Source organism: Desulfosporosinus fructosivorans, from assembly GCF_004766045.1.
In the GTDB taxonomy this organism is placed as follows: domain Bacteria; phylum Bacillota; class Desulfitobacteriia; order Desulfitobacteriales; family Desulfitobacteriaceae; genus Desulfosporosinus; species Desulfosporosinus fructosivorans.
The window spans coordinates 409,213-422,105 of the sequence record NZ_SPQQ01000004.1; the positions used below are offsets into that span (position 1 = coordinate 409,213).

At 44.6% G+C, this 12,893-nt stretch carries 15 protein-coding genes; all 15 read right to left on the reverse strand.

Features of this window, described 5'->3' with window-relative positions:
* Positions 1–7: 7 nt before the first annotated feature.
* Positions 8–604 carry a stage III sporulation protein AF gene (gene spoIIIAF, locus E4K67_RS13990; protein ID WP_135547685.1) on the reverse strand — a complete coding sequence of 199 codons (597 nt, stop codon included), beginning with the start codon at positions 602–604 and terminating at the stop codon, positions 8–10.
* Between the two features lie 13 nt (positions 605–617).
* Positions 618–1,793: a stage III sporulation protein AE gene (gene spoIIIAE, locus E4K67_RS13995; protein WP_420841540.1), complete on the reverse strand. Its 1,176-nt coding sequence runs from the start codon at positions 1,791–1,793 to the stop codon at positions 618–620.
* Positions 1,794–1,797: 4 nt separating this feature from the next.
* On the reverse strand, positions 1,798–2,184 hold the full coding sequence (spoIIIAD, locus tag E4K67_RS14000; protein WP_135547689.1) for a stage III sporulation protein AD: 387 nt from the start codon (positions 2,182–2,184) through the stop codon (positions 1,798–1,800).
* 11 nt (positions 2,185–2,195) lie between these two features.
* Positions 2,196–2,393 carry a stage III sporulation protein AC gene (gene spoIIIAC / locus E4K67_RS14005; protein ID WP_135547692.1) on the reverse strand — a complete coding sequence of 66 codons (198 nt, stop codon included), beginning with the start codon at positions 2,391–2,393 and terminating at the stop codon, positions 2,196–2,198.
* 21 nt (positions 2,394–2,414) lie between these two features.
* The gene (locus tag E4K67_RS14010) at positions 2,415–2,924 is read right to left on the reverse strand and encodes a stage III sporulation protein AB (protein WP_135547694.1); all 510 of its coding nucleotides are present in this window, start codon (positions 2,922–2,924) and stop codon (positions 2,415–2,417) included.
* On the reverse strand, positions 2,924–3,988 hold the full coding sequence (gene spoIIIAA / locus E4K67_RS14015) for a stage III sporulation protein AA (RefSeq protein WP_243454464.1): 1,065 nt from the start codon (positions 3,986–3,988) through the stop codon (positions 2,924–2,926). Before spoIIIAA ends, E4K67_RS14010 begins: the two co-directional genes overlap by 1 nt.
* A gap of 307 nt (positions 3,989–4,295) precedes the next feature.
* Complete coding sequence (locus E4K67_RS14020) at positions 4,296–6,620, reverse strand: EAL domain-containing protein (RefSeq protein ID WP_135547696.1); 2,325 nt, start codon at positions 6,618–6,620, stop codon at positions 4,296–4,298.
* A gap of 265 nt (positions 6,621–6,885) precedes the next feature.
* Complete coding sequence (efp, locus tag E4K67_RS14025; protein ID WP_135547698.1) at positions 6,886–7,443, reverse strand: elongation factor P; 558 nt, start codon at positions 7,441–7,443, stop codon at positions 6,886–6,888.
* Between the two features lie 77 nt (positions 7,444–7,520).
* Positions 7,521–8,582 (reverse strand): M24 family metallopeptidase, encoded by a 1,062-nt coding sequence (locus E4K67_RS14030; protein WP_135547700.1) that lies wholly within the window; start codon positions 8,580–8,582, stop codon positions 7,521–7,523.
* 98 nt (positions 8,583–8,680) lie between these two features.
* Positions 8,681–9,133: a type II 3-dehydroquinate dehydratase gene (aroQ, locus tag E4K67_RS14035; protein ID WP_135547702.1), complete on the reverse strand. Its 453-nt coding sequence runs from the start codon at positions 9,131–9,133 to the stop codon at positions 8,681–8,683.
* A gap of 165 nt (positions 9,134–9,298) precedes the next feature.
* Entirely contained in the window at positions 9,299–9,859 is a 561-nt protein-coding gene (locus tag E4K67_RS14040; RefSeq protein WP_135547704.1) for a LysM peptidoglycan-binding domain-containing protein, read from the reverse strand.
* Between the two features lie 61 nt (positions 9,860–9,920).
* Positions 9,921–10,463 carry a hypothetical protein gene (locus E4K67_RS14045; protein ID WP_158408477.1) on the reverse strand — a complete coding sequence of 181 codons (543 nt, stop codon included), beginning with the start codon at positions 10,461–10,463 and terminating at the stop codon, positions 9,921–9,923.
* A gap of 3 nt (positions 10,464–10,466) precedes the next feature.
* Positions 10,467–11,282 carry a hypothetical protein gene (locus tag E4K67_RS30650; protein ID WP_243454465.1) on the reverse strand — a complete coding sequence of 272 codons (816 nt, stop codon included), beginning with the start codon at positions 11,280–11,282 and terminating at the stop codon, positions 10,467–10,469.
* On the reverse strand, positions 11,246–11,989 hold the full coding sequence (gene pilM / locus E4K67_RS30655) for a type IV pilus biogenesis protein PilM (protein WP_243454466.1): 744 nt from the start codon (positions 11,987–11,989) through the stop codon (positions 11,246–11,248). The genes E4K67_RS30650 and pilM overlap by 37 nt, the downstream gene beginning before the upstream one ends.
* Positions 11,990–12,082: 93 nt before the next feature.
* Positions 12,083–12,847, reverse strand: a complete 765-nt coding sequence (locus E4K67_RS14055) for a prepilin peptidase (protein WP_199242543.1) — start codon at positions 12,845–12,847, stop codon at positions 12,083–12,085.
* Positions 12,848–12,893 lie beyond the last annotated feature (46 nt).

Sequence of the window (12,893 nt, forward strand, 5' to 3'; positions counted from 1 at the left end):
ATAGTTTTTATTTAGCCTTACCTTCTTGAACGATAATCTTATCTTTCGAAATGCTCATTATCTCGGAAATTCTTTCCCTTGCATTATTAGCTCTTGGCGACTGGTTTTCAGTGGCTAGAGGGGGGTGTCCGATCGTAATTGGTTGAACTGAAAGTATTTCTTCCTTTGTAGAAGTGAGTGTAACTTTGACCAGAACGATCTTAGGCTGATCTGTTAACCCGCCTGAACCTTCTTCAAACTCAACCTCGACCTCGACCTCCGCCCCCTCGACTCCATCAGACCCTAGGGCGAGAGCTTTAATCTGATTTACAAGAATCTGACGGTATTGCTCTTGAACAGCATCACGTGCCAATTTTAGCCCTTGTCCTTCCGTGGCTATTGCCGGTAAATCCTGAGGGGTTGTGGCTGACCAGGCAGGTATATCCATATCTAAAGGAGTATGTAAAAACGTTGTAATCGGAGCAAGCACTGCAGAGATCACAAACAATCCCATCACCATCTGCACAAATCCGCGCATCGATTTATTAGGCAACAACATTTCCAGAAAGGTGGCCAACAGTAAGATCACGGCCAAATTACGCACAAGGGTATGTAACGTCTGCACAATTCTTTCCTCCTTAGTGCAACATCACCGAAAAGGTTCCCGTTCCTATGACCACGGCGACGGTCATAAAAAACATAATCCCAACTGCAGCTACCGTTACTAGGATAAAGATTAGACTCTTGGACATATCTTGTAGGCTTTCTGCAAGGGTCTTTTCACCGAGCGGTTCAATGAGGGCGGCTGAAATACGAAATACAAAGATCATAGCTAATATTTTCACCAAAGGGGCTACACATATCACAATAATGGCTAGCAAGGCAATGATTCCCACCGCATTTTTCAGTAGTAAACCGGATGTAATGACTAGCTCAACAGCATCTTTAAAAAATTTTCCGACTACTGGAATAAGATCTGCTGAATACTTAGCTGTACGGAATACCACGCTATCGGCAACCCCTCCTGTCACCCCTTGAATCGTCATAACTCCGATAAACACTGTCATGATGACGCCTAAACTCAATTTGCCTGCAAATTCAAGAAGTCCGGCGAGTTTACCAAGCTTAAAGTGTTCAGATATATGATTAAACAGTCTAAGTACAGCAGCAAGAAAAAAGAATGGTAACACAACCGTTTTGATCATAGTGGCTAAAACTGTCAAACTTCCCATAATGAGGGGCTTAAATAGGGCAGCGCTGGTTAAGTTTCCCATGGAGATCAGTAAGGTTAACATCACTGGAAACAAGGTTTGCATGAGCCCAACCATCTTATCAATGGTTCCCATGGCGACCCCTAAGGCCTCCCGAAAAGAAGTTAGGGCCAAACTTATTAGCACAAGATAAGTCATAACCTGAGCGAGCTTCCCAACATTCCCCTCATAGGCTACCTGCAGCTGACCCAATACTGCACAGAGTACGGCCAAAATAAGTAACTTGCCTATTAGAGGAGCACTACTCAAAACTTCCCGTCCAAGTAGTTTTACTAAACTCTGACCTAAATTTTCCGGGCTCAGATCCAACGTTCCGCTCTTTAAATCCTCAAACATTTGTGCCAATGAAAAACCAGGCATAGCCTCCAGCACATCAGAATCCAGTTGTTCGAGAAATCCCCGCATTTGAGTTAGATCAATTTGGTGGGAAAGTCCTGTTGACTCTGTTGAAGAAGGAACTTCCTCGGCAAGTACGGGGGAAGTTGTCCCACTGATCAAGACGACAAAAAATAGTAGTTTGATAAGGAATCGCTGCAAATACATCACCTCACGGAACGAGTCGTACCAGTGACTCGGTAATGGCTACAATAATGGGAATGGCTATTACAATAACTGCAACTTTAGCCGCCAGCTCAATTTTACTTGCCAAGGCACCTTCCCCTGCATCACGACAGATTTGAGCACCAAACTCAGCCAGATAGGCCACGCCCACTATCTTTAAAACAATCAGTAAGTAATAAGAACTAATATTGGCCTGATCTGCTAGGTTCTGAAGTAAATCTACAATGATCTTAATCTTGCTCATCACGAGGATAAAAATTGACGCACTTGCTAATATAGTAAGTTGCAAGGCAATTTCTGGTCGAATCTGTTTCAGAACGACACTAATAACTGTAACAATCAGGGCTAGCCCTACGATTTGCCATATCTCCACGTCTTAGCCCCCTAATAAAGGTTAAAAACACTCTTAACCAGGGTAAATAATTCAGCAATAGATTGTACTACAATATAGAGAACCACTATGACGCCTATAATCGTGACGCCCTGAGCCATTTCCTTGCGGCCGGATGAATCCAGCACGGATGATAATACTCCAACCAAAATACCAATGCCAGCAACAGTAATGATTAGATTAAAGCTCATTTATCCGACTCCTCTCCATGGTTAAATTAAAATGAGCACACCAGCGATCCCACAGAGGAAACCTAGATAGGACCACATCTTAGCTTGCTTATCAGACCACATTCCTGCTTGCTCCTTCAGCAAAGCTAGTTGACGTTGAACTAGTTCTATTTGTTTATGTTGCTCATGGCTATCCGATCGACCTAATCCTCTGCCAACATCACTGATTACATGCCAGTCTTCTTGTTTCAAACAGAAATGCTGATTCTGCTTGAAGATTGTGCCTTTCCAAGCCAAGCTTGCTGACTCGCCCCGCTGCAAACGTTCCTGTAGCTCTTCAAAAAAGCCTTGCCAGGGTTGATCCGTTCGTTCCTTCACGATACAGAAGGCCTCTGGTAATGGGGTAGACCCCCAAATAATTTCCGTATCTAGAAGAGCCAAGGCCATTAGACAGCCTCGTAATTCTACCGGTCTTCGTCGAATTCGGTGAGCCAACCACAATCCCAAACTGCCGCATCCAGCGATGATTGCAACACACCCTATTATGAGCATCACAGGCTCCTCCCTGTCTTAAGGTCATACACCCCATCGATCGTTCCCGGCCCATGTTTCCGGCTTAACACAACTAGACGTTCGAACACTCTTTGCTCCAGCAAATGAGCTAAGGTCGGCCTGCTCCGTGCTTCTTCTAAAGAACTGGCGTGTGCTGTACTAAGAATTCGCACCCCGGTGCGCAAGGCATCCATAAGGGCAGTCACATCTTCGCTGTGACCAAGCTCATCCATAGCTATCACTTGAGGGGCCATAGAACGAACGATCATATTCATCCCACAAGCTTTTGGGCAGCCATCCAACACGTCTGTTCTGTATCCCAAGTTATAGGTGGGCACCCCTTGCCACATCCCAGCCAGCTCCCCACGTTCATCTACGACACCGACGGTTTGCCCCCTTAGTCCTATTTGCGGAACCCCGTTACTTATGAGGCGGATCAGATCCCGTAAAAGAGTCGTTTTACCAGCCCGAGGCGGAGAAATCAAGAGAGTATGGTAAAACAATCCTTTTTCGTCTAAGAGTAAGGGTATGATTTTTAAGCCCTGCCCCTTAATTTCCCGAGCAATTCGCAGATTCAAGGCAGAAACGTGCTTCAAGGTTTGAATTTGGCCACGTAGTAAGACTGCCTCTCCCGTTACCCCCACTCGGTTCCCTCCCGGAAGAGTTAAAAAACCCTGTTTAAGGTCCTCCTCGGCAGCATAAACTGAACTTTGAGTCATTCGCTCTAGCGCACAAACTAGATCTTCCCGTGTAGCGAAGTATGCCTTTTCTGGGTTCGTTACTCCTCCATCTCGGTTCATAAATAAATCCTTATCTGACGTTCGTACCATAAGAGGTTGACCCACTCGCAAGCGAATTTCTTCAACCTCATGAAAGGGGACTGCCCTGATATTGTTTATAATCGAACTTATCTCTTCACCAAACCATCTTGCCATATCCGCCCATAGCACCGAGCTTTGATTCGGACAGAAAATGTTCTCCTCCGCCTCCAAGACCTTGCCCTTAGCAATGGTTTTAGTTACTTTTGGTGCTTGAATGACAGATAGCGTATAATGTAGCGACACGTCATTGCCCCCCTTCATTGAAGGTATGTCCTCAGGTTCGATTTTAGACATGATTAAGCGTAAGTTTTGCGCGTGGAAAAGGCACACCTCTCAGGTGTACTGAAATAAAAGAGGCTGTTACGAAACTTGAGATTATTTAAGTCGGTGGTGCGTTATCCCAAAAAAGAGGATTGTACACCTTTGAAGCGGTGAACAATCCTCTAAATATATAAGGAATTAACAAATATAGTGGGGCTGTAACAAACTGGAAAACAAGTGTAGTTACAGCCCCTTAACTTAAATGGAATGGAATGTATCGATAGGGTAATTACTTGGAGGATTTTTGAAACAATTTTTCCACTTCTTCAGGAGTGACCGCCCTACTAAAGAGGAATCCCTGCATTTCATCACACTGCTTGTCCTTGAGGAAAGTCCTTTGTGTCTTCGTCTCCACGCCTTCAGCAATTACTTTCAAGTGGAGGTTTTTAGCGAGCTGGATAATGGCGGCAACAACTTGCTCTCCATTTTCGCCCAAACTTATGTCTTGAATAAAGGACTGATCTATCTTCAGAGTATCAATCGGCATACGCATCAAATAATTCAATGAAGAGAATCCAGTTCCAAAATCGTCGATGGAAATTCGCACACCCAAATTCTTGAAAGAGTTCAGCATTTCAACCGAAGCATCACCATTTTTCATTGCAATGCTTTCCGTAATTTCAAGTTCTAGCCACTGTGGATCTAGGCCAGTTTCTTTTAGCACATCCGCCACCAGCTTAATGAATTTCGGTTCTTGAAATTGCCGAGCAGAAATATTAACTGCCATACGCAAGTGGGGATATCCTTGTTTTTGCCAGGTCTTATTTTGAGCACAGGCTGTCCGTAAAACCCATTCTCCAATGGGCACAATCAAACCAGTCTCTTCCGCTATGGGAATAAATGAAAACGGGGGAATGATTCCATTTTCTGCTGAATTCCAACGGATCAGAGCCTCTAGACCCACGATACATCCACTTTCAATATCGACCTGGGGCTGATAATGAAGGATAAACTCTCCTCGATTTAAAGCCTTACGCAGGCTATTCTCGGTTGAAAGGCGATCATTAGCTTGAATATTAAGACCCGCAGTAAAAAACTGATAATTATTTCTGCCCTGCTCCTTAGCATAGTACATCGCCGTATCCGCGTGTTTTACCAAGGTTTCCAAATCACTGCCATCGGTGGGATAAAGGGCGATCCCGATACTTGTACTCATGTATACTTCATTACCATCCAGCATTAAGGATTGGGAAAAGACCCGCAGGATCCGTTCGGTCACGGACTTAACCTCTAATTCATCCTTAATTTCCGGAAGTAAAACTAAAAACTCATCGCCGCCTTGTCTTGCAATCGTATCTCCTTCGCGCAAGGTTTGACGTATGCGATCTGCGATATCCTTCAGAAGTTTGTCACCAAGGTTATGACCCATCGTGTCATTAATCAGTTTAAAGCGGTCCAAGTCCAAAAACATGACCGCTAACATTCCCTGTTTGCGTTTCGACCTTGCTAAGGCCTGATGCAAACACTCATTGAAATTCAGACGATTTGGAAGACCCGTTAAGGCATCATGATGCGCATGATGCGCCAATTCTTTCATCAGGTTTCGCTTATAACTGACATCGTGAAAAACTAAGACCCCACCAAGGACCGTTTCTGTTCGATCACGAATAGGAGCAGCCGAATCCTCAATAGCGATGCTCGAACCCGTTTTATTGATCAAGACCGTATGGTTTGCTAAACCGACTATACATCCTTCCTGAAGACAGCGGACGATCGGATTTTGTACCTTTTTCCCAGTTCCTTCATTGACAATATGAAAGACCTTTTCCAGTGGCTGGCCAATTGCTTCTGAATTGGTCCAACCTGTTAAAGCCTCAGCGACTGGGTTTAGGTACTCGACGTTCGCCCGCACATCTGTGGTAATCACCGCATCTCCAATGGACTTCAGTGTTACTTGAGCCCGTTCCTTCTCCAGCCAGACCGCTGCCTCAGCATTTTTACGTTTTGTGATATCTCGAATTATGCTTACAATTATCGGCTTTCCATTCGAGGTTGCACCTTGAGCACTAATATCAATCGGAAAGACGCTTCCATCTTTGCAAACGTGCTGGAGCTCGAACTGGAGTCCTTTAGGTGCCTTTTGGAGAAAGTATGGCACAGTTAACTGATCCTCAGGCAAACGCAAATTGCTAAGAGGCATATTGGTTAATTCCTCTCGGGTGTAGCCATAACGTTTAACTGCCGCTTCGTTAGCATCAATAATCTGCCCATCTGGGTTGATAAAGATAATCAAATCAAGCACGTTCTCTGCCAAAAGTCGAAAGCGTTCCAAGTGTTCTTTATCTTTTTGAAGGGCTTTCTCAGATTGCTGAAGGGAGCTATATCCCCATTGAAACAAAAAACAGAGCAATACTGCCATCACAGCAACATATAACCAACCCTTAGCTATCGATAACTGGAGGAATAACCAGCGATCTGTCACAATAGCGCTTAATATTCGATCTGAAAAGAGAATCCAGATTCCACTGCTCAGAGTATAAAGTATGACCATACGCAATGGAGTGACCCTCTTAAAACCATGTCCTTTTGAATGCCACGTCTTCTTAAAGTCCATTTCAGAGACTCCTCCCTGAATGCTTTATTCTCCAATATTTTCAGGATTCCTTCAAAATATTAGTAGCTTAAATAATAAATACTGAACATTTTTATATAAGAGTAAATGATGAGAAACAAAGGGTGCTACGGTTGTGATAGCACGTCCGTAGCACTCTTTAAACGCAAGGTGGGATATGGTCCTCTTTCGCATTGCAAACTTCATATACGAAGCCTCAATGTTCAGCTTAGTTCATCAAGCTCATTTTAGCTATTAGGCAAGATAACTAGGCCCTTTGAAGATAACTTCCTGTCCTAGTATCGATGATCAGTACATCCCCTTCATTAACAAAGAAAGGAACTTGCACTACTGTACCGGTTTCCAAGGTTGCCGGTTTTGTTCCTCCAGTTGCGGTATCCCCTTTTACTCCTGGTTCAGTAGCAGCAACAGCAAGTTGGACAGTATTTGGCACATCAACTCCAATAACCTCTACCTCAAAAAAGAGTACCCCTAAGGTCATGTTTTCTTTCAGCCACTTGATCCCGTCCCCAATTTGCACCGCAGTCAGAGATAATTGTTCATAAGTTTCCTTGTCCATGACCACAAAATGCTCCCCATCTTTATAGAGATAATCCATATCTCGGCGCTCAACATGGGCCTTCGGGACCTTTTCTCCGGCATTAAACCTTCGCTCTACGACTCCACCCGTTTTTACGTTTTTCAATTTAGATCGGACAAAGGCTGCCCCTTTACCTGGTTTAACATGTTGGAACTCAACCACTGAGAAAACATCGCCATCTAATTGTATTGTTACACCTGTCTTAAAATCATTTGCAGAAATCATATATGTCTTTTCCCCCTAAATATTCTAGTATAGTGAGCCCTCTCTAAGATTTTATCTTAGTAAGAGGCTAAAACGCTTCACTCAAAGATAATGAACTCTTTCGGCGACTGTGTCAAGACTTCGCAGCCACTTTCAGTGACCAAAACAATATCTTCAATCCGAACGCCACCCCAATCCGGGATATAAATTCCTGGTTCGACAGTTATTACCATGCCTGGTTCAAGCACGCGCTCTTCTCGAGTATTAAGATTTGGTCCTTCATGAATGGCTAGACCCACGGAATGTCCTAGTCCATGTCCAAAGTAATCTCCATAGCCAGCGTCTTCGATAATTTTTCGTGCTACAGCATCAACTTCTTTTCCGGTGCGCCCCGGCGCAACCGCTGCAATCCCTGCCCTCTGGGCTGCTAAGACGACCTCATAAACTTCCCGATGTTTTTCCTCTGGTTGGCCCAAAAACACCGTTCGGGTAATATCGGAGCAATAGCCCTGATAAATCGCTCCGAAGTCCATCGTCAGAAACTCTCCTAAATGAACTTTTTTTGAACTGGCTGCACCATGAGGTAAGGCAGAACGAACGCCCGATGCCACGATAAAATCAAAAGAACCTCCACTTGCACCAGCTCTGCGCATGGAATACTCTAAGTCAATTCCAATTTCTGCTTCCGTCTGGCCTATTTCAATCGACATCAGTACGCTGGAAAAAGCATCATCTGCAATTTTTACAGCTTGCCGAAGTATCTCAATCTCCGCCTGATCCTTCACAGAACGCAAATGACTGACAAGATTGGGTAGAGAAAGAAGTTCTGCTTGTGGGAACCCTTCTTTTAATTTCCCAAAGCTCTCATAGGTGACAAAGTCTCCTTCAAAACCAACCCGCTGGGCCTGTCGCCCAATTTCTGCCAACGCTTCAAAGTGGTCCTGTCCTGTCTTAATGATTTCAAAAACAGGCGCCTCGCTAGTTGCCTGTTTTATGTAACGAAAATCCGTCAGCAAAAACGCTTTTTCTACCGTAATATACAGAGTTGCTTCTCCACCAGAAAATCCGCTCAGATATCGCCCATTCTCAGGGCGGATAACCACATAAGCATCGATTTTTTCTTCGCGCATCTTTTGGCGCATCCGTTCTAGCCGACTCATGATGTATTTCCCTCTTTCTATTTTTCCGATCGTGAGACTCCCCCCACAACTGGAGCAGTACCCCCAGGTAGACTCCCACTAAGTCTCGATGTTCAACTTTATTGAACGAGTTCACTACGTCGATCTTGATAGTCGATGGCATACCGCATCGCTAAAACATAACCGTCTGCACCTAGACCTGAAACTTGTCCGATACATACCGGTGCAATGACAGAATTGGCTCTAAATGCTTCACGTGCATGAATGTTGGAAAGATGAACCTCTATAGTCGGAACCCTTACTGCACGAATAGCATCTCGAATCGCATAACTTGTATGAGTCCATGCCCCAGGATTAAGAATTAAAAAATCATCACAGGTTAAAGCCTGTATCCAATCTAAGAGGTCCCCCTCATGATTCGTTTGCCGGCATTCAGCGTTAATCCCCACTTGATTAGCGGTTGCTACTACTTCCTGATTAATCTCAGCTAAAGTGCGCGACCCATAATGTTCCGGTTCACGTAGTCCTAATAAATTCAGATTAGGTCCATGAAATACCCAAATGCTTGCCAATTCATCACTTCCTCGTCACATATCCAAAATTTTATCACAATTTCTTCATGTCGCATAGTATTTTAAATTATAGATCTCATTTAACCGGACCTTTCTAATATACCAAACAAAAACCTCCGATATACGGAGGTGATTAGTGAAGAATTATAGAAACAAAAAGACCTGCTATTGTTGTGTTTGTAAGCTTTGAGTTTGAGGCAGTTGCTCGACTTGACTCTGCTGCTGAGTTTGAGGTAATTGGAGTGGTTGAGTTTGGGTTTGCACCCCTGGTTTTGCCTGTTCCGCAGTATCCCCTTTTCCACTTACCAGCCGAGGAGAGAGCACAATATCCATATTACTTAACATAATTTGCACTTCGCATGGTCCTCCGTCTCCAGCTGGTTGAACCTTATGGATCTCGGCGCGTGGCAGAATTAGGTGGATCTCATGGGGAACTTTGGGTTCACCGATACGACGAACGCGAAAACTCACGCCCTCTACTTCCATTTCAACTTGATCAAGATATTCGCCTACAAACTCTTGTCCATGATCTACACGGATATCTGCATATTGAGCTTGCCCTTTTGTGGGTTCTTTAAAATCTGGGAGAACAATTTTTTGTCCGACTTGAAGTTTAAGTGGATCAACACAGGGGTTAACTTCTATAAAATCGTCACAAGTCCCACCCCAGCGCTGGGCTAAAGCATGAAAATTGTCTCCAGGTTGAATGCAGTATTCCTTACCCATTGCACATTCCTCCTCTTCTTAGGCTATGGGAAAGGAGAATGTCACGTTCCGATAATTTCCTTTACTGGCTGATAAAATAAATCTGCAGAAGTGCTTCTTCCCCATCTGCATTTAACACGACTTCCTGAACATGAATGCTGAAATCTTTTCTTTCTTCCAATATCTTGAGAGCTGTGACAACCCCCTCCCATTGTCCACGCAAATGTAATCGGACTAAACTGTAATCCAGCTTTGCACCCTTTCCAATGTCTCCTCGTTCACCAAACCGTTCAACATTCAAGGAAACCAAGTCCACACCTTCTTTTACAAATACACCACGACATTGTTCAATAATGTCAGGTAACTGGTCAAATGTGGGTATAGCGGCCGCCTTCGTGTCCGTTTTGGTGTCGCTAACGTCTGTTCTCAATACTTGTTGCCAATAGTCTTTATTCTGTTCTAATGATCTTAATTGAAGGTAGGCTGGCTGCCAAAGAAACATAAATCCCAAGCAAATGGACAGCAGTAACCCCACAACGATTCCTTTAACAGAGCGCAGTGAAAACCGCATTGAAGAAGGGGCTAACAAGGGATTAGATTTAGTCATAATAGAGAAGTAAGCCATGATTTACCCTCTCTCATCAAAGGATTTACCACTTGTATCTTCCATTATGTTTTGGGTCATTTCCTGTGGTCTGTTCTCGATAATACTTTCTGATTCCGTTATGACTTGTCCACATTTTGCACTTAAAGAAAACTCGACGGTGTTCAGGGATGTCAATTTATAGCTCGTCAAAGCAGGTTGTTCCCAGCCCATGGTCCGCATGGTCTGGATCAGAGTTTGAACACTTTTCGTATTTTTAGCATTACAGCTAAGGGACAGATTCCCTCGCTTATAACTGACATTCTCAATCTTTAGTTCCGGGCTCGACATTGCTTGCATCTGTATCAAGCGAGTACCTATCTTCTCCGAATCTATCTGTACCTTCCTCCAGGCAGCCTCAAGTGCTTCCTTTTGTTGGCCTTGGGCCACAAGCTTTGCACCCTGATCAGAAAGTTGCTGGACCGCTTGCTTCAAGGGTATCGTCTTTTGAAAGAACCAAACCCAATTCATAGTTCCAGCCATCAAAAGAGCACAGGCGAACAGCGCCATTCCCTGGTACGTCCGTCGAACAGCTTGCAAGTTATTTGATTGCCTCCACAGATTTAACTCAGGCTGCTCAGCTAAAATGCGCAAGCCATATCCCATTACCACCTCGTAACAAGCCTTCCCCTCCTCCAAGCCCTTCTGCCAGACACTAGGAACAGAATGGAGTCGGGCTTGCTCTACCGTTGAAACATGATTCGACTGAAGTAACTCTTGAGCCAACTGGTCAGCTACAGGGTCCCCGCTCCAAACCAAACGTTTCAAATTGAGATCAGTGCGCTGTGTTCTGTAATACAAGAGAAGGCGTCGGATCTCGGTCCCCCACGCTTCCGTCCGCCTTTTGTGCTCTCTACACTTTCCTCTGGTCTAGGAAGAGCGGGCAAAACTCGGACAATTTCTGGAACTGCTCCACGAAATAGGACCATCTGAAGAGAATTAGGATCGCCCTGAAGATAAAGTACATCTTCGTTCAGTTCAAATCCCAAAGCTTGTCCTAGGATAGAGAACGAGAAATCTACACCTGTTACCTTAAACCCTGCTTGTCCAAAGGCCGCAACATACTTCTCTAGTAGACTTTGTCGGGTTGCACCAAGTAGAACCTGCAAGCTGATCTGCTTTTCTTCGGAAGTCACCAGGAAATCATAGAGTAAATCCGATCTCGCGATTGGAATCTCCTCATCGACTAACAGCGATATTGCCGATTTCCTATCCCGCTTGGAAATCCAGGGCAAAGTATAGGTCTGGATAAACCCTTGTTGCAGGGGAATTGCTAGATACACTTTCTCACTTTTTCCTGGGTTTTGCATCCTATAGCTAGACAAAATGCCAAGTAAAGCGTTTTCATCACGCACGTTGCCCTGTTCGATGATTCCAGTCGGTATTGAAATACGGTCAAATTTGACCGAAGTAGAACTATGACCTAGTTTCCTAAAAGGAGGGACCGAAAACCAAAACGCCCGAACTTCCCCATCGGTTAATTCAAACACTACTGATCTCTTGCGCATCGGAACACCTCCTTATCTGGTTCGATATTCTAGTTCGTAGTTCGTAGTTCCCGTTTCATGGTCAGATTCAAATATCGAACCACGAACATCAAATTAGATCCCTGCCCAATACCACTTAGAAATTTGACTTCCCCACAATAATGCAAAGATTGCTCCTAATGCAAGATAGGGCCCAAAGGGGATCTGTTGCCCAAACCGCTTTCGACCTGCAAAGAGAAGACATATCCCTATGAACGCTCCCACAAAACTCCCTATCAAAACGGCTAGGAATATTGAGGGAAATCCCAGGAATGCCCCCATTGCAGCAACCAGTTTTGCATCTCCGAGTCCCATTCCTTGCGGATAAACTCGGGCAATAATCCAGAATCCCCCCCCTGCGCCCAAAGCACTGAACGCGCTTCCCCATCCGCTCGGGTTTCCCGGTATGAGAAAGGCGCCTAATAAACCAAGCCCTAAGAGGGGAAGGGTAAGAACATCTGGCAACCGAAACGTATCGAGATCAATAAAGGACAAAGCTAAGAGCACAGCCACAAAGACTAGGTTCAAAAGTAATCGAGCCGAATGGGTCTCCGTGCCAAAACTTAAAAATGCAGTAAGAAAGAAGAGCGTCCCCGTAAGAAGTTCGACTGCTGGATAACGCCATGAAATCCGAGTCTGACAGCCACGGCACTGCCCTCTCTGGATCAGAAAGCTAACTACGGGAATGAGTTCCCATGCTCGTAGGGCGTGTCCACAAGTGGGGCAATGTGAACCGGGCGAGACAATAGATTCCCCACGTGGGACACGATAGATGACAACGTTCAAAAAACTACCAATCAAAAGACCTAAGATTCCGATGGTTATACTGAATAAATACAATGTCATGTCCCCTTTTAGTTAATTTTGTGCATCAGCTTGAGTCCAC

Excerpts from the sequence above, each read along its gene's own strand:
- spoIIIAE (WP_420841540.1), bottom strand. The coding sequence starts at position 1,793 with ATGTATTTGCAGCGATTCCTTATCAAACTACTATTTTTTGTCGTCTTG.
- spoIIIAC (WP_135547692.1), bottom strand. The coding sequence starts at position 2,393 with ATGAGCTTTAATCTAATCATTACTGTTGCTGGCATTGGTATTTTGGTT.
- E4K67_RS14010 (WP_135547694.1), bottom strand. The coding sequence starts at position 2,924 with ATGCTCATAATAGGGTGTGTTGCAATCATCGCTGGATGCGGCAGTTTG.
- E4K67_RS14020 (WP_135547696.1), bottom strand. The coding sequence starts at position 6,620 with ATGGACTTTAAGAAGACGTGGCATTCAAAAGGACATGGTTTTAAGAGG.
- efp (WP_135547698.1), bottom strand. The coding sequence starts at position 7,443 with ATGATTTCTGCAAATGATTTTAAGACAGGTGTAACAATACAATTAGAT.
- E4K67_RS14030 (WP_135547700.1), bottom strand. The coding sequence starts at position 8,582 with ATGAGTCGGCTAGAACGGATGCGCCAAAAGATGCGCGAAGAAAAAATC.
- E4K67_RS14040 (WP_135547704.1), bottom strand. The coding sequence starts at position 9,859 with ATGGGTAAGGAATACTGCATTCAACCTGGAGACAATTTTCATGCTTTA.
- E4K67_RS14045 (WP_158408477.1), bottom strand. The coding sequence starts at position 10,463 with ATGGCTTACTTCTCTATTATGACTAAATCTAATCCCTTGTTAGCCCCT.
- pilM (WP_243454466.1), bottom strand. The coding sequence starts at position 11,989 with ATGCGCAAGAGATCAGTAGTGTTTGAATTAACCGATGGGGAAGTTCGG.